At 65.0% G+C, this 17621-nt stretch carries 17 protein-coding genes and 1 pseudogene; 6 read left to right on the forward strand and 12 right to left on the reverse strand.

Going from position 1 to position 17621, the window contains the following annotated elements; genetic code table 11:
- Nucleotides 1–202: 202 nt before the first annotated feature.
- From FJ867_RS02855 to FJ867_RS28945, 3 genes are read right to left on the reverse strand one after another with little or no spacing between them, the layout of a single operon-like run.
- Nucleotides 203–3559, reverse strand: coding sequence for an error-prone DNA polymerase (locus tag FJ867_RS02855; RefSeq protein ID WP_140816468.1), 3357 nt, complete (start codon nucleotides 3557–3559; stop codon nucleotides 203–205).
- Nucleotides 3556–5031: a DUF6504 family protein gene (locus tag FJ867_RS02860; RefSeq protein WP_140628317.1), complete on the reverse strand. Its 1476-nt coding sequence runs from the start codon at nucleotides 5029–5031 to the stop codon at nucleotides 3556–3558. The genes FJ867_RS02855 and FJ867_RS02860 overlap by 4 nt, the downstream gene beginning before the upstream one ends.
- Complete coding sequence (locus FJ867_RS28945) at nucleotides 4973–6046, reverse strand: hypothetical protein (protein ID WP_140816470.1); 1074 nt, start codon at nucleotides 6044–6046, stop codon at nucleotides 4973–4975. Before FJ867_RS28945 ends, FJ867_RS02860 begins: the two co-directional genes overlap by 59 nt.
- Nucleotides 6047–6296: 250 nt before the next feature.
- On the opposite strand from FJ867_RS28945, the gene FJ867_RS02870 reads away from it, so the two are divergent.
- Nucleotides 6297–6719, forward strand: a complete 423-nt coding sequence (locus FJ867_RS02870; protein WP_140491980.1) for a metallopeptidase family protein — start codon at nucleotides 6297–6299, stop codon at nucleotides 6717–6719.
- Nucleotides 6720–6738: 19 nt separating this feature from the next.
- Here the strand turns inward: FJ867_RS02870 and FJ867_RS02875 are convergent, their stop codons facing one another.
- A complete protein-coding gene (locus FJ867_RS02875; protein WP_140524507.1) occupies nucleotides 6739–7368 on the reverse strand; it encodes a TetR/AcrR family transcriptional regulator in 630 nt (209 codons plus the stop codon).
- A 170-nt stretch (nucleotides 7369–7538) separates the two neighbouring features.
- Here FJ867_RS02875 and FJ867_RS02880 point away from each other — a divergent pair, with 170 nt between their 5' ends.
- On the forward strand, nucleotides 7539–8216 hold the full coding sequence (locus tag FJ867_RS02880) for a hypothetical protein (protein WP_210239597.1): 678 nt from the start codon (nucleotides 7539–7541) through the stop codon (nucleotides 8214–8216).
- Here the strand turns inward: FJ867_RS02880 and FJ867_RS02885 are convergent.
- Both FJ867_RS02885 and FJ867_RS02890 read right to left on the reverse strand, forming a co-directional pair.
- Nucleotides 8203–8409: a DUF1737 domain-containing protein gene (locus FJ867_RS02885; RefSeq protein ID WP_140493464.1), complete on the reverse strand. Its 207-nt coding sequence runs from the start codon at nucleotides 8407–8409 to the stop codon at nucleotides 8203–8205. The genes FJ867_RS02880 and FJ867_RS02885 overlap by 14 nt on opposite strands.
- Before the next feature lie 55 nt (nucleotides 8410–8464).
- Nucleotides 8465–9361, reverse strand: coding sequence for a CoA ester lyase (locus FJ867_RS02890; RefSeq protein ID WP_140816472.1), 897 nt, complete (start codon nucleotides 9359–9361; stop codon nucleotides 8465–8467).
- 63 nt (nucleotides 9362–9424) lie between these two features.
- Here FJ867_RS02890 and FJ867_RS02895 point away from each other — a divergent pair.
- Together FJ867_RS02895 and FJ867_RS02900 are read left to right on the forward strand one after the other, a co-directional pair.
- A pseudogene (locus FJ867_RS02895) lies at nucleotides 9425–9547 on the forward strand (ATP-binding protein); the annotation flags it as partial.
- Nucleotides 9548–9575: 28 nt separating this feature from the next.
- Nucleotides 9576–10742 carry an FAD-binding oxidoreductase gene (locus FJ867_RS02900; RefSeq protein ID WP_140670559.1) on the forward strand — a complete coding sequence of 389 codons (1167 nt, stop codon included), beginning with the start codon at nucleotides 9576–9578 and terminating at the stop codon, nucleotides 10740–10742.
- 60 nt (nucleotides 10743–10802) lie between these two features.
- On the opposite strand, the gene FJ867_RS02905 is transcribed toward FJ867_RS02900, so the two are convergent.
- From FJ867_RS02905 to FJ867_RS02920, 4 genes are all read right to left on the reverse strand, one after another.
- Nucleotides 10803–11306 (reverse strand): SRPBCC domain-containing protein, encoded by a 504-nt coding sequence (locus FJ867_RS02905; RefSeq protein ID WP_140514086.1) that lies wholly within the window; start codon nucleotides 11304–11306, stop codon nucleotides 10803–10805.
- 42 nt (nucleotides 11307–11348) lie between these two features.
- On the reverse strand, nucleotides 11349–11795 hold the full coding sequence (locus FJ867_RS02910; protein WP_140514087.1) for an SRPBCC family protein: 447 nt from the start codon (nucleotides 11793–11795) through the stop codon (nucleotides 11349–11351).
- Nucleotides 11795–12106: a metalloregulator ArsR/SmtB family transcription factor gene (locus FJ867_RS02915; protein WP_140514430.1), complete on the reverse strand. Its 312-nt coding sequence runs from the start codon at nucleotides 12104–12106 to the stop codon at nucleotides 11795–11797. The genes FJ867_RS02910 and FJ867_RS02915 overlap by 1 nt, the downstream gene beginning before the upstream one ends.
- A gap of 92 nt (nucleotides 12107–12198) precedes the next feature.
- Nucleotides 12199–12618, reverse strand: a complete 420-nt coding sequence (locus tag FJ867_RS02920) for a GNAT family N-acetyltransferase (RefSeq protein WP_140491962.1) — start codon at nucleotides 12616–12618, stop codon at nucleotides 12199–12201.
- 154 nt (nucleotides 12619–12772) lie between these two features.
- On the opposite strand from FJ867_RS02920, the gene leuD reads away from it, so the two are divergent.
- Both leuD and FJ867_RS02930 read left to right on the forward strand, forming a co-directional pair.
- Nucleotides 12773–13378: a 3-isopropylmalate dehydratase small subunit gene (leuD, locus tag FJ867_RS02925; RefSeq protein WP_140491959.1), complete on the forward strand. Its 606-nt coding sequence runs from the start codon at nucleotides 12773–12775 to the stop codon at nucleotides 13376–13378.
- A 69-nt stretch (nucleotides 13379–13447) separates the two neighbouring features.
- On the forward strand, nucleotides 13448–14359 hold the full coding sequence (locus FJ867_RS02930; RefSeq protein ID WP_140816474.1) for a hypothetical protein: 912 nt from the start codon (nucleotides 13448–13450) through the stop codon (nucleotides 14357–14359).
- 249 nt (nucleotides 14360–14608) lie between these two features.
- Here the strand turns inward: FJ867_RS02930 and lpdA are convergent, their stop codons facing one another.
- Together lpdA and FJ867_RS02945 are read right to left on the reverse strand one after the other, a co-directional pair.
- A complete protein-coding gene (lpdA, locus tag FJ867_RS02935) occupies nucleotides 14609–16006 on the reverse strand; it encodes a dihydrolipoyl dehydrogenase (protein ID WP_140816476.1) in 1398 nt (465 codons plus the stop codon).
- 234 nt (nucleotides 16007–16240) lie between these two features.
- Complete coding sequence (locus FJ867_RS02945; RefSeq protein ID WP_140491951.1) at nucleotides 16241–17620, reverse strand: dihydrolipoamide acetyltransferase family protein; 1380 nt, start codon at nucleotides 17618–17620, stop codon at nucleotides 16241–16243.
- Nucleotide 17621: the final 1 nt, after the last annotated feature.

The following is a 17621-nucleotide window of genomic DNA, read 5'->3' on the forward strand; positions in this document are numbered from 1 at the left end:
GACGCAAAGCCAATTGCTTGGCTTTGCGAACGAAGAGCGCCCGAAGCGACAGCGAAGGGCCGGGTCCGGCAGGCGAGAGGGGGGCTCGCCCGCCAGCGTCAAGTTTCGCACCGCTGCGGTGCGGAGACGTCGCGGCATGAATCCTCGCGCCGCGTCGCTTCGCTCCTTGCTCCGCCGGTGGATGACGAAGGCATTGATGTGTCTACTGAAAATTGCGGCCCCTGGGCATGACGCTTTCCGCTTCTTCCGACAGTGTTGCCAAATCCTGCCCGGCCGGTGGGTTCCGCATCGCGGGCCGGCCGGGACGATCCGGATCCTCCCTCGAGGCGTGCCCCTGAGAACCGGCGCCCGGCAAACTGGCCTGGTCGACCTTCTCCAGCAACACCGTGAGCCAGGGCGTCAGATCCTCGATCTTCTCGGCGACGATGTGGACGACATCCGATTCCGACTGCAATTTGCCGGTGACCTTGACGAAGCGCGCGCCCATGACGATGGGACGGAAGCGGTCGAAGGTCCGCTGCCAGAAAATGACGTTGGCGACGGCTTCGTCATCCTCCAGCGTCAGGAAGACCGCATTGCCCTTGCCGGGGCGCTGCCGCACCAGAACGAGCCCGGCGACCGAGACGCGCCGTCCGTCCCGCACCGAGCACAGCCTGGCATTGGGCGTGACGCCGGCCCGGTCGAGCCGCTCGCGCAGGAAGGCGACCGGGTGCGCCTTCAAGGACAGGCCGAGCGAGCGGTAATCGTGGATGACATGCTCGCCGAGCGGCATTTTCGGCAGCTTCGTCTCCGGCTCCAGCTCGCGTAGCCGCAGCGCCGGCTGATCGAAAAGCGGCAGCTTTTCGGCGGCATTCTTGCCGTCGAGGGCGCGCACCGCCCAAAGTGCGGCGCGGCGGTCGAGGCCGAGCGAGCGGAAGGCATCGGCCTGCGCCAGTCTTTCGATCTCGGCGACATCGAGGCCGGAGCGCAGCCAGACATCCCGCACGGATGCGTAGCCTGAACCGCGCCGCTCGACGAAGGCGTCCATGCGCTCCTTGGAAAGTCCCTTGATCTGCCTGAAGCCGAGCCGCACTGCGTGCTGCGTCGCGATGACGCCGCGCATGTCGGCATGGCGCGGCAGGATGTGGGCCGGGTCGAAAGTCGCCTGTTCCAGCGTGCAGTCCCAGACGGAGAAATTGACGTCGACCTCGCGGATGTCGACGCCATGATCGCGTGCATCACGAACAAGCTGGGCCGGCTGGTAAAACCCCATGGGCTGTGAATTCAGGATCGCGGCGCAGAACACGTCGGGATAGAAGGTCTTGAACCAGCAGGAGGCATAGACCAGCAGCGCGAAGGAGGCGGCATGGCTTTCGGGAAAGCCGTATTCGCCAAAACCCTCGATCTGCTTGAAACAGCGTTCGGCGAAATCCCGGGTGTAGCCCTTGCCGACCATGCCGTCGATCATGCGCCGGCGGTAATTGCCGATCGTGCCGGTGCGCTTGAAGGTGGCCATGGCGCGGCGCAACTCGTCGGCCTCGCCAGGCTTGAAGCCACCGGCCACGATGGCGATGTTCATCGCCTGTTCCTGGAACAGAGGAACGCCCAGCGTCTTGTGGAGGATCGCCTCCAGCTCCGGTTTCTGATACTCGGGCTGCTCCTTGCCTTGCCGGCGGCGCAGATAGGGGTGGACCATGTCGCCCTGGATCGGGCCGGGCCGCACGATCGCCACCTCGATGACAAGGTCATAGAATTCTTTTGGCTTGAGACGCGGCAGCATCGACATCTGCGCGCGCGATTCGATCTGGAAGACGCCGATCGTGTCGGCGCGACCGATCATCTTATAGACCGGCTTCGCCTCTTCCGGCAGGGTGGCAAGGACATAGGGCTGCCCGTAAGGGTCTCGCGCCTGCGGATAATGGTCCGTCAGCAGAGTGAAGGCGCGTTTGAGACAAGTCAGCATGCCGAGCGCCAGCACGTCGACCTTGAGGATCTTGACCGCGTCGAGATCATCCTTGTCCCATTCGACCATCTTGCGTTCCTCCATCGCCGTCTTGACGATGGGCACGATCTCGTCGAGCCGGTCCCTGGTGATGACGAAGCCGCCGACATGCTGGGAGAGGTGACGGGGAAAGCCCATGATCTCGTTGGCACGCTCCATCACGTGCCGCGATATGGGGTCGGCGCGATCGAGGCCGCCGGCCCGGGCTTCCTTCTCGCCGAGCTCCGAGGTCGACCAGCCCCAGATCGAGCCGGAGAGCGATGCCCTGACATCCTCGGACAGGCCCATCGCCTTCGACACTTCGCGCAGCGCCGAGCGGCCGCGATAGCTGATGACGGCGGCGGCCAGCGCGGTGCGCTTGGAGCTGTATTTCTCGTAGATATATTGGATGACCGTCTCGCGCTTTTCATGCTCGAAATCGACGTCGATGTCGGGCGGCTCGTTCCTCTCCTCGGAAATGAAGCGTTCGAACAGCGTGTCGATTCGCTCCGGCCCGACCTCGGTGATGCCGAGGCAGAAGCAGACGACCGAATTGGCGGCCGAACCGCGCCCCTGGCAGAGAATATCCTGGCTGCGGGCGAATTTGACGATGTCGTGGACGGTCAGGAAATAACGGGCATAGTTCAGGCGCTCAATAAGGGCGAGCTCTTCCTCGATGCGCCTCGTCACCGATTGCGGCACGCCCGAGGGATAGCGCCTGGCCGCCCCCTCCCGCGCCAACCTTTCCAGCTCCGCCTGCGGGCCGAGCCCTGATTGCGTCGGCTCGTCGGGGTAATTGTACTGAAGGTCGCTGAGCGAGAAGGTCAGCTCCTGCGCGAAGCGCAGCGTTTCGGCCAGTGCCTCCGGGTGCCTGCGGAACAGGCGCGCCATCTCCAGCGGCGGCTTCAGATGGCGCTCGGCATTCGCCGTGAGTTCCAGCCCGACCTCCGAAACGGGAATGTTGAGGCGAATCGCGGTCAGCACGTCCTGCAGCGGGCGCCGCTCGGCCGTGTGGTAGAGGACGTCGTTGGTCGCCATCAAGGGCAGGCCGGCCAGCTCCGCCATCGCCGCCGCCTGCTCGATCCTGAAGCGGTCGTTTCCCGCATAATCGGGCGAAACGCCAAGCCGCAGGGCCCCGCCGAAACGGTCCTTGAGCTGGCGAAGCAGGGCAAGGCTGTCTTGCGCGCCTGTCGCCAGAGCGGGCAGGACCGCCAGCGACATCAGTTCGCCCCATTCGAGAAGGTCGTCGCGCCGCAGAAGGGTCGCGCCCTTTTCGTTCTCCTCGCGCAGATTGGCTTGCGTGAGCATGCGGCACAGATGTCCCCAGCCCTTGCGGTTCCGCGGATAGGCGAGAATATCAGGCGTGTCGTCGCAAAAAACCAGCCGGCTGCCGGGGTGGTAGGCAAGCGTCTCGACCTTGGCCTGCTGCCAGGCGCGCACCACACCCGCCACCGTGTTGCGGTCGGCGAGCCCGATCGCGGAGAACCCCATGAGCTTGGCCGCGACCACCAGCTCCTCCGGCTTGGAGGCGCCGCGCAGGAACGAGAAATTCGACTGGATGCCGAATTCCGCATAGGGAATGGCGGTCAGCGCGTTCATGCGAAGACCCCGTGCAGGAACCAGCGCGGCGGGATTTCAGAGCCGCCATAGAGACCTTGCCGGTAGAGCCAGTAGCGGCGGCCGTCGGCATCCTCGATGCGGAAATAGTCGCGTGTCGACGCCGCTTCGTCGCTCGAAAATTCACGCCACCATTCCGGCGCGATGCGTTCAGGGCCTTCGGCGCGGGCGACCCTGTAGAGCGCACGCCGCCAGCGGAAATTCAGCGGCGGTCCCTCGGGCATTTCGGTGGCCGGCACCTCAATCGGCTCGGGCGAGCGGAAAAGCCGGATCGGCCGCTCCGGCGGGAAGATGGTCATCGGCGCCTGCATCCTGTCCGGTTTCTTCGGCGGCGTGATGCGGCGCGGGGTTTCCGTGAAGGGGATGGTGGCGACGGCACGCTCGGGCAGATGGCTTTCCACGGCGACCGGCTTGAGAACCGCCCCCTCGCCGAGCCGGGCGCGGATGCGGTCGGCGAACAGCGCGATATCGGCGCCGTCGTCGGTCGTTTCGCCTGTCAGGTCGGCCTGCGGCATGTCGAAGGCCGCCGCCGCCAGCACCGAAAGCCGCACCAGGTCGAAGCCATAGCCGGCATCGATATGCTGCTCGAGGGCGGCCAGCCGCTCATGGAACAATTTCTGGATCAGCCGGGGTTCGCGCATCGGTCGCGACGTGCCGAGCGCGATGCGGCTGACGGCGCCGTCGACGCGGAACAAGAGCAGCGCCAGGCTTCTCGCGCCTTCGCCGCGCCGCTCAAGGTCGATCTTCAGGGTCGTCGCCAGCATGCCCACCAGCCGTTCTATGTCCTCTGTCAGCGTGACGGGCTCGGCCAAATGGCGTTCGACCGAAAGCGGCGCGACGGGCAGGCGCGGCGACACCGCCTCGTCGAGACGGCCGAGCGCCTGGTCGAGGCGCAAGAGCAGGGAGGCACCGAAGCGGCGGGCGAGCGGCGCGCGCGGCGCGGCCATCACCGCGCCCGCCGTGCGCAGGCCAACACTTTCCAGGCTGGCGCGGGTTTCCGGCGCGATGCGTAGCGCCGCCAGCGGCAAGGGCCCCAGGAGCGCTTCCTCCTCGCCGCCGGCAACGATGCGGTCGCCGCAGAACCGCGCCGCCGCCCAGGCGGCGCCGGGTGTCGCGGCAAGGCCGGCACGGACGTCGAAGCCCTGATGGAAGAAGCGCGACAGGATCTCGTCCAGCATGGCGCGTTCGCCGCCGAAAAGATGGGTGCAGCCGGTGACGTCGAGGAACAGGCCGTCGGTCCCGTCGAGCGCCACCAGCGGGGTATAGCGGTCGCACCAGTCCGCAAGGCCTTCGAGCAGGCGCCGGTCGGCTTCGGCATCGGCCTCCATTATGTCGATCGACGGATGCATGGCGCGCGCATCGGCGATGCCCATGCCGGGCTTCAGATGCAGCGCCTCAGCCCGCTCGTCGAGGGCTAAGATGCGCTGCGCGTTGCTGTCGCGATGGCTGATCACCAGCGGCCGGTGATCCGACGGTCGGGAACGCCAGGACCGCCCCAGGCGCTGCCGCAGGATCCGTTCGGCCGCGAGATAGGGAAACCACAGGGACAGGATTCTTTGCTCGTTCTTCCCCAATCCGTCTTTCATCGAATATGCGTTCATCGGGGTTCCACTCCAATATGAATTGTCCTGGCAGGGCCGTGCGGCTCTTGCCGATGCTGATGGTGAAGGCGGGGCGGCCGATCGAGCCGGCAAGCGGCCCGGCGACCGTGTCGCGCGGCCCTGCCGGCGCCGGCGAGACGATGAGGCGGACGGGCGCCGCCGTCGGTTCGGGTTCGGCCGCCTGCCGCAGCAGGAAGACCGGCCGGCCGGCGCTCTGCGCGCGGGCGTGCAGCCGGCGCGTCGCGGTCAGGTCCAGCCGCTGCGGATTGCCGCGGACTTCAAGGATGACGGCGGCGAGCGCCGTCATGCGGGCCGCCTCCTCGGCGACCCACAGCGCATCGGCGAGCCTTGGCGCCTCGGAAAACAGCAATTGCTCCGGCTCGATGCCGAAGGCGGCGTGAAGGCCCCGGGCATAGGGAAAACCCGCCTCCCGAAAAACCTCCTGGGTGCCGATCCACAGCACCGGCAATCGCGGCCCTTGCTTGAGAACCAGGCTGGGCTTGAGAATCAGGCTGGGCTTGAGAATCAGGCTGGCGAGCGACAGGGCGAAGCCGGCGACCGCTCCGGCATCGCGGGTCTCGATGCCATGGATTTCGCTCAAGGCCGCTTTCGGCAGGCCGCCGCCCAAATCGCCGCCCCAATCGCCACCGAGGGCGGCATCGAGCCGGCCGATGCCGGTGCGCAGGAAAGCATCCGGCCTGGCTACGGCGATGCCGCGCCGGACCACGGTGCGGTCCGCGGCGGCCATGCCGGCGTCGGAAACCGCGCCGGCCGGCGCCTGCAGGCGCTCGGGCAGCGTTCCCTCGATCTTCGCGATCTGGCGGCGCAGGGCAAAAACAGTCTCCCGCGCCACGGCGCTCATCGCCATGACGGTCAGTGTCCACTCACAATTGTTCCTGTTATGTTCTTATAGATTCCAGAGGCGACCCGAAGAGTCAAGCAGACTCATGGGGGAATTTATTCCTCTCCGATAAGAGGGCCAACATGGGTCGGACAGCCGACCGCGCCTCAAGCCATGCGAAACGGCTCCCGGTGCCGTAAGCAATCCTGGGGTTGGCCGCCGCGTCATTTGCCGATTGTGGCCCAAAAGCCTATATGCCGGGATCAAAGGACAAAGCATGGCCCGCATCTACAAGACCCGCATTTGGCACGACCAGCTTTCGCCGTCGATGGACGAGATCGAGTTCCTGGCGCTGGAGGCCTACGCCCATCTGCCCGAGGATTTTCGCAAGCTGACCGGCGAGATCGTCATCCAGATCGCCGAGTTCCCCACCGACGAGATCATGGACGACCTGTCGCTGGAAACCCCCTTCGACCTGCTCGGCCTATTCGAGGGACGCGGCATTGCCGAGCGCTGGAACCCGCAGACCGGCGAAGGCCCGAACCGCATCACGCTCTATCGCCGCGCCATCCTCGACTACTGGGCCGAGAACGAGGAGACTTTGGGCGACATCGTCACCCATGTGCTGATCCACGAGATCGGCCACCATTTCGGCCTGTCGGACGACGATATGGAGAAGATCGAAGAGGCAGCCGAGTGACCGGTTCTACGTCAGGCCGTCATTTCACAATGAGTGTGATGAAATGTTTTAATACGTTCTGCACAGTCTGCTCCCCGGTATGTCCTGCCACTGCCCATTGCGCAAAATGTCCATCAATGTACATGCGTGCGAGCCCGTAGACGAGCGCCCTCGCGGCTATCTGGGTCTCTGCCATGTCGTCCGACCGGAGCATGTTTCGCCGCTGTGCTTCTGCCATTGACGCTTCCATCAGCGAACGCACCGCTTCATTATCGTGACGCAGCGACTCCGAAGCATCCCAATCAATAAGATTGCGTGTCGAGATGATCTGGAAGTGGGTGGGGTTTCGAATTGCCCAGCGCAAATAGGCGATTCCAACAGCGGCAAAGCGTTCGATCGGATCGTCCGTCGCAACCTTCTCGACCGCATTCGTGATCTCCGAGCGGAATCGGCTCATTGCCTGCTCCGCGACAGCCGTCATCAACGCGGTCTTGTTGCTGAAGTGACGGAATGGCGCGCCGGGGGAAACCCCGGCACGTTTTGCGGCTTCGCGCACGCTCACATTGTCGGGGCCGCCTTCCTCGACCAGTTGAACCGCGGCATCGATCAGGACCTCCCGCAAATTGCCATGGTGGTAACCAGTGCGATGAGGCGCCTTGGCTTTTGCCATCTCTTTCCCTTCGTTCCGTGGAGCAGCTTCCCGCCTCTGTAGCATGATTCCGCGATTTATGTAATCGCCGTTTACAATCCCGGCCAGAGGATGTAAGCAGTGATTACTGATGGGATCGGAACAGGCCTACGGTCTTCGCGGCTCCCGAACTCCCAGCTGAGGAGACGAACATGCTCGCCAGAACAGCCCCACCCCGCCCGCAATCGGTCATTTCGCATCAGAGTCCAGCCGAAGAACTTCAGCAGGAGAATTTCGCGATTGTTCAGTCGAGCGCGACTGTGCCCAGCCTCACGCTTTATCGGCTTGCCGCCGTCGCCGGGATGGGAAGCGCGCTTATTCTTCTGGTCAACGCGGCTAAACGCAGCTCGCTCATCGCGACCACCGATCTGACGCAACTTCTCGCACCAGTCGCCGAGATATTGGCGCTTGGCCTCGTCGTAGGCCTGTTTCTTGCGTTTGGCCGGCGCGCGGGGCTGTTCGGCACTATCGCGTTTGTCATCAACTTCGTTGCGTTGGCAAGTTTGGTAGGCGTGGAAGCAGTGATCAATCTGGTATTTTCGAAGCTTCCGCTCACAACCATCGTCGAGCTGCGAGCCGGACCGCTCGGTCTGGCTCTGGTCGCCAGTTCGGTTCTTTTTCTGGTTGGAACGCTCGCGTTTGTAATCTCTCTCGCCGTTGCAAGAGGCGTGCCGCGCATTCCTCTCGCTCTTTATCTTATTGGCGCGGTGCCGATCGCGCTTCGTGCGTTCGTTCCGGAGCTGGCTCTTGACCTGGGCTTGGCGATGCTTGCGGCATCGATCGCCTGGCTGGCGGCGTGGCTGTGGATGCGAGGGGCTACCAGTCGCTGAGCTTGGTGTCCGGCCCGTATTCCTGGCCCTCGACATCCTTCACCACGGCCTGGCCGCAGCGCATGGTCTTGGTCTTCTTGTCGTAGGCGTAGGTGGGGGAGCCGAACAGGTGCCAGCCCTTGTTCAGCGCCGCCGTCACCTTGTGACAGAAGCTGGCGTCGTCCGGAGCGGTGAGAAAGCGGTAGAGTTTCATCATTCAATTCCTGTCGTCAGTCCATCGCCCGCGATCGGCAATCCAACACGGCACATCATGCGCCGACGGCCGCCGCCTTCGCCAGCAGTTTTTCGGCCTGCGCAAGGTGCAGCCGTTCGACCATCCTTCCCTCCAGCGCAATCACGTTCTTGCCGGCATTTTCCGGAAGCGCAAAGGCCTCCTTCACCGCGCGGGCCTTGGCCACCGCCTCCGCCGATGGCGCAAAGGCGCGGTTCGCCGCCTCGATCTGGGCGGGATGGATGAGCGTCTTGCCGTCGAAGCCCATGGCGGCCGCTTCCGTGCATTCGCGGCTGAAAGCATCGAGCGCGCGAAAATCGTTGAAGACGCCGTCGACGATATCGAGATCGCCGGCACGCGCCGCCAGCACCATCTGCATCAGCCACGGCAGGAGATAACGCCGGTCCGACGTCGCCAGAATGCCGGTGTCCTTGGTCAGGTCATTCGTTCCGGCAACGAAACAATCAAGCCGCGAGGCAGGATCGCGGCCAAGTTCGGCGATGGCGCCGACATTGAGCACAGCCTTCGGCGTCTCGATCATCGCCCATAGTTTCACGCTGTCGGGGGCGGAATTGTCGTCGAGCACGTCACCCGCCTCGAGCACGTCGCGGGGCGTGTCGACCTTGGCCAGCAGGATGCCGTCCGGCTCCGCCTTGGCCGCCGCCAGCAGGTCGGCGCCGCCCCATTCGCTCGAGAGCGCATTGATGCGCACCACCATCTCGCAGCGCCGGCCACTATGGTTGGTATCAGGACGATTGCTGAAGATGCCGGCCAGTTTTTCGCGCGCCGCGACCTTCTCGGCCGGGGCGACGGCATCCTCCAGGTCGATGATGACGGTATCGCAGGCAAGCTGCGCCATCTTGGCCAGCGCCTTGTCGTTCGAGGCGGGAACATAGAGCACCGAGCGGCGCGGGCGGTAGAGATCGGTCGTCATGCCAGATCTATGCCGCCTGCCGCGGGTTGAGGCAAGGGAGCAGGCGGCATCGCGCGGTGCTCTACCGGGGGCACCGGCATGGGGCTCGGCATCGTGCTGGCCCTCCTGAAAGCGCAGGATGGCACGATCAGGCTGGTTGACTCCGAGCGCGGCACGCGCTTCGAGATTGTCTTGCCGGTTGCGTAAGGACGCCGGCAGCGGATCGGAGAAAAAAGTGCGCTACGACATCGTCATCATCGGCGGAGCCATCGTCGGCTCCTCGATCGCCTATTATCTGCGCGAGGAGGGCTTTTCCGGCAGGATCGCGCTGGTCGAGCGCGACCCGCAATTTTCCCACGCGGCGACAACGCTATCCATGGCCTCGATCCGCCAGCAATTCTCCATTCCGGAAAATATCCGCCTGTCGCAATTCACGCTGAAACTGTTCCGCCGGCTGAAGGAAGAATTCGGCGCCGACGCCGACATCGGTTTTCGCGAGGGCGGCTATCTCATTCTCGCCGGCGAGGCCGGGCTGCCGATCCTCAGGGCCAACCACGAGGCACAGCTTGCCGAAGGCGCCGACATTTTGCTGGAGGACGCCGAACAACTCGTGCGCCGTTTCCCTTGGCTGTCGGCCGAGGGCATCACCGCCGGCGCCTATGGCCGCAGCGGCGAGGGCTGGTTCGACGCGCATGCCATGCTGATGCTGTTCCGCAAGGCGTTGCGTGAGAAGAAGATCGACTTCATCAATGCTTCGGTCACCGGCATCGAGCGGCAGGGTGACCGCGTTACCGGCGTCAGCCTTGACAATGGCGAACGGCTCGAGGCCGGCATCCTTGTCAATGCCGCAGGGCCGAATGCGGGCAAGGTCGCCGCACTCGCCGGGCTGGCGCTGCCGGTCGAGCCGCGCAAGCGCAACGTCTTCGTCTTCGAGGCGCGCGAGAAATATGCCGACATGCCGCTGCTGGTCGACCCGTCCGGCATCTATGTCAGGCCGGAAGGCTCGGTCTATCTCACCGGCGGCGCCGAGCCGGAGGAGGGCGACGGCCCGGCCGATCCCGCCGATTTCGACGTCGACTGGCCGCTGTTCGAAGAGGTGATCTGGCCGGTGCTGGCGACCCGCATCCCGGCCTTCGAGGCGATCAAGCCGACGCGCGCCTGGGCCGGTCATTACGACTACAACACGCTCGACCAGAACGCGGTGATCGGCCCGCATCCCGAAGTCGGCAATTTCCTCTTCGCCAACGGCTTTTCCGGCCACGGCCTGCAGCAGGCGCCCGCCGTGGGCAAGGCGCTGGCCGAGCTGATCGTCCATGGTGGCTACCGCACGATCGATTGCTCCCCCTTTGGCTACGAACGCGTTGCCGAAGGGCGGGCGTTCCGCGAGTTGAATGTGATTTGAGCCGAGTCAAGGTCCCTCTTTGACGCTGACATCAAAAGGGTCTGCACCGCCACCAGTCGGCTAAGCCGCCACTCGGCTTCCCGCACCCAAATACGCCTGTAGCCAGCCCAGCACGCGTCCCCAGCCCTCGGCATGTTCGGCCGCCGCTTCGGCCAGCCCGGCAAAGCCGCCATGGCAGATGGTGAGGCGCGTGCCCGCGGCGGTTGGTTCCAGCAGCCAGGCGACCGTCGTTTGCCGGCGGCCAAGCGTCGGATGGTCCCAGGCATAGGCCCTTGTCTGCACGATCCGGCGCGGCACCTCGATATCGAGGAATTCCCCGTTGGCCGGCAGCTCCCTGCCGTCGGCTCCACGGACCGTGACGGCCCATCGGCCGCCGGCGCGAGGGTCTGCCGACCATTTCACCATCCGGTAGGTGTCGGCGGACCCCCACCATTGTTCGACCTCGTCGGAGATCAGCGCGCGGAAGACGCGCTCTGCCGGCGCGTCGATCTCGGCCTGGGCCATAACGGTCTCGCCATTGGTCATGCTCTGCACGGCTGAAGTTGGCACTGGCACATGCAACATCGATGCCTCCGGATGATTGTTTCGGCTCGAAAACGATGATTTTCAGCCTTTCGACGCCGGCCGAGACAGGCCCTGCCCGGTTTCGAGCAGGCTTTTCAGGCTCGACAGGACGAGCGGCCAGCCATTGCCGACATGCTCCAGCAGCTTGTGCGGGCCGTCGGCCGCATGGGTGACGGCAAGCTTCATCATGTCGCCCTCCTGCTCGATGATGAAGGTGCAGGTGGTGTAGCCGTCGGCCTTCACGTCCGGCATGAACTCGTTGCGCCATTTGATCACCAGGCGCCTTGGCGGATCGATCTCGAGGATCTCGCCGCTGTCGGTCACCCGGCCGTCGGCATAGACCATCTTCCACGCGGAGCCCTTTCTCCAGTCGCTCTGCATGCGGGCGCCGAGAAAATATTGCTCGTGGAATTCCGGTTCGGTCAGCGCCTGCCAAAGCTTGTCGGGCGTGGTGCGGATGTAGGTCACATAAACGAAGGCGTTGCTCATCAGTCTTCCCTTTCGAGGCGTCTCTTCAGATCGCCGAGGGCGGAGAGCCGCCCCCGCTCGAATTTGCCGATCCAGCGCTCGGCGATCTCGTTGATCGGAACCGGGTTGAGGTAGTGCTCCTTCTCGCGCCCCTTGCGGATTGTGGTGACAAGGTTCGCCTCCTCGAGGATCGCCAGGTGCTTGGTCACCGCCTGGCGGGTCATATCCATCTCAGCGCACAGCCCGTTCAGCGTCTGCCCGTTCCTGTCATGAAGGCTGTCCAGCAATTGCCGGCGGGTCGGGTCGGCCAAAGCGCGAAAGACGGCGTCCATGCTCATGGCTCTAATATGCAACCAAATGGTTGCATGTCAAGCACAACATGTCATGCCAACGGCTGCTGGATCCGGCCACAGGAGAAAAAATGTCAGCGCGTGCGGGAGAACCAGAAGGCGTCGGCCATGCGCATCATGCCGATGCGTTCGTAGAAGCCGGCGGCGTCGGGCACGGAAACCAGGCTGATGGCGACGGACGGGCCGAGCTGCCGCCGCGCCTCGTCCATCAGTCCCTTGCCGATGCCGAGCCCCTGCGCCGATCCGGAAACGGCGAGATCGGAGATGTAGCAGACCCAGGAGAAGTCCGTCACGGCCCTGATGACGCCGACCAGCGGCTTGCCTTCGGTATCCAGCCGCGCGGTCAGCACCAGATTGGCGCCCGACAGCATCGCCCGCAGCCTGTCGGCATCATCGACGGGACGGATCTCGCCAAGGCCGGAGTCCACCAGCACGCGGCGGAATTCGGCGACGTCGAGCGCGGGTTCGCGGGCATAGAGAATTTTTTCAGCCATCACAGCCAGACTGCACCATCGGGCCGCGAATTCGAAGCCGTTTGTGCGGCACCCCGTGCCGACGCGCGCGAACACCTGCCTTTTATTTGTCGCCGGCTTTGTGTAAACCGGGCGCCAGCAATCCCCCGCAATGCCAGGAAGACGGGCAAAGACCATGGAAAAATTCACCAAGCTCACCGGCGTCGCCGCGCCCATGCCGATCGTCAACGTCGACACCGACATGATCATCCCCAAGGACTATCTCAAGACGATCAAGCGCACCGGGCTCGGCAGCGGCCTGTTCGCCGAGATGCGCTACAAGGACGACGGTTCGGAGAATCCGGATTTCGTGCTCAACAAGCCGGCCTACCGCAAGGCGCAGATCCTCGTCGCCGGCGACAATTTCGGCTGCGGCTCCTCGCGCGAGCACGCGCCGTGGGCGCTGCTCGATTTCGGCATACGCTGCGTCATCTCGACCTCCTTCGCCGACATCTTCTATAACAACTGCTTCAAGAACGGCGTGCTGCCCATCACCGTCAGCCCCGAGGATCTCGACAAGCTGATGGACGACGCTTCGCGCGGCTCCAACGCCACTTTGTCGATCGACCTCGAGGCCAAGGAGATCCGCGGGCCCGACGGCGGCGTGGTCAAGTTCGACCTCGATGACTTCAAGCGTCATTGCCTGCTGAACGGCCTCGACGATATCGGCCTGACGATGGAGAAGGCCGGCGCCATCGCTTCGTTCGAGAAGAAGAACGCCGAGCTGCGCCCCTGGGCCTGAACGGCGCGGCTGACGACATCGGCCCGGCCGTCGCTGGCCGGGCTTGCGGCAGCTGAAGGAGGAACTGTCATGATACGCCCGCTTCTTGCCAGCGCCTGCGCCCTGGCCATGACCGTGGCGACGATGGCCGGCGCGCATGCTCAGGCCGAGACGCCACCGGCGGCAAGCGAGACGCCGGCCACGGATCAGGGAGCCGCCGACGTTTCCGACGACGACAAACAGGCGCCGGTGCCGTTCGAGGGCGGCCAGTTCACCATCACCCAGCAGGAACAGTATGGCGAGAAGGTGCTTGCCTATGACGGCAAGCATCTGGCCAGCAATTACGACGTCTTCTTCGACAAGATCGTCGAGGTCGGCGGCGTCAAGGTGGCGCTGTTCGACGTCGGCGACGGAGGCAATCAGTGCGGGCCGGCGACGGTGATCGTCTGGAAACCGGAAGGCGCGGAGATCCAGAGCACCACCGTCGAGCAGGACGAGTGCGGCGCCCCGCCCACGGCCGTCTCCGACAGCGCCATCTATTTCGTGCCTTATCTCCTGCCCGGCGATTCGAAGCCGGCATTGCAATGGTCGCCGACATCGGGGCTGACGATCGCGGGCAATCTGACCTACATGCCCGAACCCGGCACCGACTGGAAGGACATCGATCCGTCGAAATACGACAACATCATCGACGCCTTCCACAATGAGGCCGTCTACAAGGCGGCCGAGACGCTGCTCGGCAAGGAGATGCCCGACATGGCGACCAGCCTGCTGGTCGGTGGCGGCACAGAAAAGACCGCGTCCGGCGCCTTCTACGCCAGCGGCTGCGTGCCGCACGATTGCGGCGGCAATGACGGCTTCATGGCGGTCGACCCGGGCCAGCACAAGCTCTATTTCGCCCGCCGCGGCGAGAACGGCCAGCCGGACGCCAAGCCCCCGGTGAAGACCTGGCCGGCGGACGTGAAGGCAGCGCTCGACAAGGCGATGAGCGCGGCGAATTAGAGCAATTCCGGGAAACGGTTTTCAGTCCGGAATTGCGCACCGGTGGCGGGCTAGCACCCCCCTCTGTCCTGCCGGACATCTCCCCCTCAAGGGGGGAGATTGACAGTTTCGGCGCCCCGCTCACTTGGCTACGTTGGGAAATTGGCGAAGGCAGAGGTGACGGCCGATCTCCCCCCTTGAGGGGGAGATGCCCGGTAGGGCAGAGGGGGGCAGTGCCCCGCCAACATCACCAGTTTTTGCTGTCGCGCTCTAAATATGCAGCGCGTGTCCCAGCGCCTTCAGCGCCGCTTCCTGGAAGCCTTCGCCCTGTGTCGGATGGGCGTGGATGGTGCCGGCGATGTCCTCCAGCCGCGCGCCCATTTCGAGCGCCAGGCCGAAGGCCGTCGACAGTTCCGACACGCTTTGCCCGACCGCCTGGATGCCTAGCACAAGATGATTGTCCGCGCGGGCGACGACGCGGACAAAGCCATCCTCGCCAATCCTGGTCATCGCGCGGCCATTGGCGGCGAAGGGAAACATCCCGACCTTGATTTCGCCGCCGAGCGCCTTGGCCTCTTCGGGCGACAGGCCGACGGTGACCAGCTCCGGATCGGTGAAGCAGACAGCGGGGATAGCCCGCTTGTCCCAGCCGCGCTTATGGCCGGCGACGATTTCGGCGACCATCTCGCCTTGCGCCATCGCGCGGTGCGCCAGCATCGGCTCGCCGGTGACGTCGCCAATGGCAAAAATGCCGCGCATCGAGGTGCGGCACTGCTCGTCGATGCGGATGAATCGCCCCGCCATGTCGAGGTCGATCTGGTCGAGCCCCCACCCTTCCGTCACCGGCTTGCGGCCGACCGTGACCAGGATCTTGTCGGCGGCGATCCTCGCATCCTTGCCGTCCGGGGTCTCGACCAGCAGCGCGTCGCCCTTCGTCGACAGGCCCTTGGCCTTGGCCCCCGTGATAACCTCGACGCCGAGTGCCGCCAGCCGCTTGACCACCGGCCGCGTCAGTTCGGCGTCATACTGCGCCAGCACGCGCGGCAAGGCCTCGACCACGGTCACCGCCGCGCCCATCTTGGCGAAGGCCGTGCCGAGCTCCAGGCCGATATAGCCGCCGCCGACCACCGCCAGCCGCTGCGGCACCTCCTTCAGCGCCAGCGCTTCCGTCGACGAGATCACCGGCCCGCCGAACGGCAGGAACGGCAATTCGACCGGCGCCGAGCCGGTGGCGATCACCACCGCTTCGGCGCGGATCACCTGGCTTCCCGTCTCGGTCTCGACCGCGACGGTCTTGCCGTCTCGAAACGTCGCCCAGCCCTGCACGGTCTTCACCCCGGCCTTCTTGAGCAGGCCGGCGACGCCGCTGTTAAGCCGACTAACGATGCCGTCCTTCCAGGCGACCGTCTTGCCCAGATCCAGCGCCGGAGCGGCCAACGAAATGCCGAGCGGGCTGTTGCCGCCCGCCATCTGCGCGACCTTCTCGAACTCCTCCGCTGCATGGATCAGCGCCTTGGAGGGAATGCAGCCGACATTGAGACAGGTGCCGCCCGGCTTGCCGGCCTCGACGATGACGGTATCGACGCCGAGCTGCCCGGCACGAATAGCGCAGACATAGCCGCCCGGCCCGGCGCCGATGACCAGCAGCTTGCAGGAGATTTCTTTCATGACGTGACCCTTCGATCCGAGGAAACGCTCCGTCGAGATTCTTCGCGCCCCCCTCTGTCCTGCCGGACATCTCCCCCACGAGGGGGGAGATTGGAGGCTTCGGCGCCTCGCTCAATCCCGCAGCGCTGGTGATTGGCGAAAGCCGGCGTGACATCTGATCTCCCCCCTTGTGCGGGAGATGCCTGGCAAGGCAGAGGGGGGCGCTCTCCCGCCATCATCTCGAATGATCCACCCTCAATCCACGAAAATCAGCGCCGGCGTTTCCAGGAGCGTCTTGATGCGCTGGATGAACACCGCCGCGTCCCAGCCGTCGATGACGCGATGGTCGAAGCTCGACGACAGGTTCATCATCTTGCGCGGGATGAACTGGGTGCCGTCCCATACCGGCCGCACCATCATCTTGTTGACGCCGAGGATCGCCACTTCCGGGTGGTTGATGACCGGCGTCGTCGCCACGCCGCCCATGGCGCCGAGCGAGGTGATGGTTATGGTCGAACCGGAGAGCTCGTCGCGCGTCGCGGTTCCCGACTTGGCCGCCTCGGCCAACCTGGCGACCTCCGCGCCGCATTCCCAGATGTCCAGCGCCTCGGCGTGCTTGACGACGGGCACGACCAGTCCCGACGGCGTCTGCGCGGCGATGCCGATATGAATGCCGCCATGCTGGTGGATGATGCCGGCCTCGTCGTCGAACAGCGCATTGAGGTTGGGCTGGTCCGCGATCGCCCTGACCATCGCGCGCATCAGGAACGGCAGCAGCGTCAGCTTTGGCCTTTCTACCCCCTTGGCCGCCCGCTTCTCCTTGTTGAGCGCGGCGCGCAGATCCTCGAGCGCGGTAACGTCGACCTCCTCGACATAGGTGATGTGCGGGATGCGCGACGCCGCCAGCGTCATCTTCTCGGCGATCTTGCGCCGCAGGCCCACCACCTTGATGTCCTCGACGGCATCGTTGCGGGCGAGGCCGGATGCCTTGGCCATGTGCGGCCCGCGCGCCAGGAACGCCTCGATGTCCTCATGGCCGATGCGACCGGCCGGGCCGCTTCCCTGGACCTGCCTGAGGTCAATGCCCGCTTCCTTCGCACGCAGCCGCACGGCCGGCGAGGCCAGCGGCCTTTCACCTTGCGCACGCGGCGCGCTGTTGACCTTGGACCTGGCGCCGTCATCCTCGGGCTTGTCCCGAGGATCTACCGACCTTCCGGAACTGGTCGCGTCATATCCCTGTGGGACGGCGGATCCTCGGGACAAGCCCGAGGATGACGGCGACAGATTGGGCGATGACGGCTCCAGGTCCGAGACCGGGCGAGCCCCCGTATCATCGGAGATACTTTCAGCCGTCACTTCCGCCGGCATCGCACCGCCAACGACATTGCCCTCGCCGGCCACCTTCAGCCGCACGATGGGCGAGCCGATCGCCACCGTGTCGCCGATATCGGCGCCCAGCCACAGGATCTCGCCGTCGACGGGGGAAGGGATCTCGACCGTGGCCTTGTCGGTCATCACGGCGGCAAGCATCATGTCCTCGCGCACGATGTCGCCGACCTTGACATGCCATTCGACGAGTTCCGCCTCGGCGACGCCCTCGCCGACATCGGGCAGCTTGATGATGTGTTCGCCCATG

Source organism: Mesorhizobium sp. B2-5-3 (assembly GCF_006441005.1).
Classification (GTDB): Bacteria; Pseudomonadota; Alphaproteobacteria; order Rhizobiales; family Rhizobiaceae; genus Mesorhizobium.

Bases quoted from the DNA above. Each gene is read 5' to 3' on its own strand.
- FJ867_RS02945 (WP_140491951.1), bottom strand. From the start codon at position 17,620: ATGGGCGAACACATCATCAAGCTGCCCGATGTCGGCGAGGGCGTCGCC.
- FJ867_RS02885 (WP_140493464.1), bottom strand. From the start codon at position 8,409: ATGAAACTCTACCGCTTTCTCACCGCTCCGGACGACGCCAGCTTCTGT.
- FJ867_RS28945 (WP_140816470.1), bottom strand. From the start codon at position 6,046: ATGGCGATGAGCGCCGTGGCGCGGGAGACTGTTTTTGCCCTGCGCCGC.
- FJ867_RS02880 (WP_210239597.1), top strand. From the start codon at position 7,539: ATGCTCGCCAGAACAGCCCCACCCCGCCCGCAATCGGTCATTTCGCAT.
- FJ867_RS02875 (WP_140524507.1), bottom strand. From the start codon at position 7,368: ATGGCAAAAGCCAAGGCGCCTCATCGCACTGGTTACCACCATGGCAAT.
- FJ867_RS02920 (WP_140491962.1), bottom strand. From the start codon at position 12,618: ATGGCTGAAAAAATTCTCTATGCCCGCGAACCCGCGCTCGACGTCGCC.
- FJ867_RS02890 (WP_140816472.1), bottom strand. From the start codon at position 9,361: ATGACGACCGATCTCTACCGCCCGCGCCGCTCGGTGCTCTATGTTCCC.
- FJ867_RS02915 (WP_140514430.1), bottom strand. From the start codon at position 12,106: ATGGACGCCGTCTTTCGCGCTTTGGCCGACCCGACCCGCCGGCAATTG.
- FJ867_RS02930 (WP_140816474.1), top strand. From the start codon at position 13,448: ATGATACGCCCGCTTCTTGCCAGCGCCTGCGCCCTGGCCATGACCGTG.
- lpdA (WP_140816476.1), bottom strand. From the start codon at position 16,006: ATGAAAGAAATCTCCTGCAAGCTGCTGGTCATCGGCGCCGGGCCGGGC.
- leuD (WP_140491959.1), top strand. From the start codon at position 12,773: ATGGAAAAATTCACCAAGCTCACCGGCGTCGCCGCGCCCATGCCGATC.
- FJ867_RS02870 (WP_140491980.1), top strand. From the start codon at position 6,297: ATGGCCCGCATCTACAAGACCCGCATTTGGCACGACCAGCTTTCGCCG.
- FJ867_RS02910 (WP_140514087.1), bottom strand. From the start codon at position 11,795: ATGAGCAACGCCTTCGTTTATGTGACCTACATCCGCACCACGCCCGAC.
- FJ867_RS02905 (WP_140514086.1), bottom strand. From the start codon at position 11,306: ATGTTGCATGTGCCAGTGCCAACTTCAGCCGTGCAGAGCATGACCAAT.
- FJ867_RS02855 (WP_140816468.1), bottom strand. From the start codon at position 3,559: ATGAACGCGCTGACCGCCATTCCCTATGCGGAATTCGGCATCCAGTCG.